The organism is Ruminococcus sp. 1001136sp1 (assembly GCF_039841815.1).
Taxonomy (GTDB): Bacteria; Bacillota; Clostridia; order Lachnospirales; family Lachnospiraceae; genus Blautia_A; species Blautia_A faecis.
Map to the genome: position 1 here is coordinate 1 of NZ_JBDPGY010000060.1, position 1,652 is coordinate 1,652.

Consider the following 1,652-nt stretch of genomic DNA (forward strand, 5'->3'; position numbering starts at 1 on the left):
CAATGTCATTAAGTTATCATAGGCAAGCTGATTTGGCTTTTGCCCGGAAACAGGTTGAGGAGTTCTCTTCAGCCTGTTTTCTATTTTTGCCAAACACAAATAGACAGATTTTCATCTGCCTCAAAAAACTATATTCACTTATTCAAATTTATGCTACTCTATATAAGAAGCCATGAAATATCTTAGTAGTTGCTTTCCGTTCCCCATGACGATCGGGGCGTATGGGAATTACATTCTTTGCGATAATGGTTTCTAAATCAGGTGATGTCGTTTTCCCACGATAAAATAATCGGCACAAGTGCGACGCAACTGAGAAGTTGGCTTTATATGTATATTTTCTTTGCTTTTTTTCAATGACTACGTGCGAGGTAATCATTTCTGCAAAATTATACATGATCAGATGTGCATAGATTTCCTGTTGGATACACATCACCTTTTTTGAATGAAAATCCAACATTCCAATAGTATATTTTAAATCTCTGAAAGATGTTTCAATTCCCCATCTTAAAGCATAAAGATGTTTTAATTTTTCAACCGGGTATTGTTCCTTATCCAAATTTGTAAGGACGGTTTCATAAGTATCTTCTGAAATTTGGAATCTTGCAATTCTAAAAGACAATCCATAAAACGAGGCTGGATCTTTATAATTACTTTTTGCAGGTAAATAGTCGAAATTCACATTGGAAGGAAGATATCGATAATGGTTCTTATCCTTTAGCAGTTCCTTTACTTCTTTTGACTGTTTCCTTGTAATGTTAAGATTTATCTTCAGATCAAACAGCTTTTCTTCTGGAAGTTCCAGGTTGCTTTTTATACTTCCATGTCCATCTTTAATACGTATCAAGAAGTACCAGCCCTTTTCCTGAATATGTGCCATACTATTATAAGATTCATAACCCCGGTCTGCTATAATAAGAGCTTCTGGTATGGCCGATCGATCAACCATTTCCTGAAGAGCTTTATGTTCATTACAATTTTTGCTTTTCTGGATAATTGAATCTGCATAAATATGATAATCAATCTCATACAGTGCATTTAAATGTAAAAGATTATATCCTTTTTGTCCGTTGCTTCCAGGATAATATGATCCAGTATCCCCAGGGTTTGTAGCAATTTGAATGTCTGAACCGTCAACAGCAAATATCGGCATCTTTTCTGAAAAACCTTTCGTAATTGTTTCGTTAAAGCCGTCAAATATGGAACGGAAAGCTTCAGGCTTAATCTTACTTCTCTGCTGTAAAAAAGCAGATGGTGTGGGCATTTGAGGGGAAGCGTGAAAAAAGTCTATTAATTCATTTGTAAGACTGCCGCTTCCCATACCGATAATTCCTGTTAACACTGCTTTCATAGAAATTTTCCGTTTTCGGGTAAAGTCCGTATCAGGATGAAAGCAATAGTCCTTCGGATTATTTGCAACTTTATTGATTTCTGACATCAAAACTTTTTTAATGTGTTTCGGGTTCATATGATACCTCCCTGTAATTAAGTTTTTCTTAATTACAAGGGCCGATTTCGCTGCCTTTATTATCAATCCGTAGCGAAATCGGCCGCACACATTAATATAAATGTCAACTGTTTTCGAAAAATAAAAAGACCCCTATACCATTTCAGATATAGAGATCTTTATGCGTCATACTAACTTAATGACATTG

The 1,652-nt window shown here is 35.4% G+C and carries 1 protein-coding gene; it reads right to left on the reverse strand.

All coding sequences use genetic code 11. The features are described 5' to 3' along the window. Positions 1-148: 148 nt before the first annotated feature. A complete protein-coding gene (locus tag ABHC48_RS20465; RefSeq protein WP_195700505.1) occupies positions 149-1,465 on the reverse strand; it encodes an IS4 family transposase in 1,317 nt (438 codons plus the stop codon). Positions 1,466-1,652 lie beyond the last annotated feature (187 nt).

What these genes read in the sequence shown, in the direction of transcription:
- ABHC48_RS20465 (WP_195700505.1), bottom strand. Translation starts at nt 1,465, where the DNA reads ATGAACCCGAAACACATTAAAAAAGTTTTGATGTCAGAAATCAATAAA.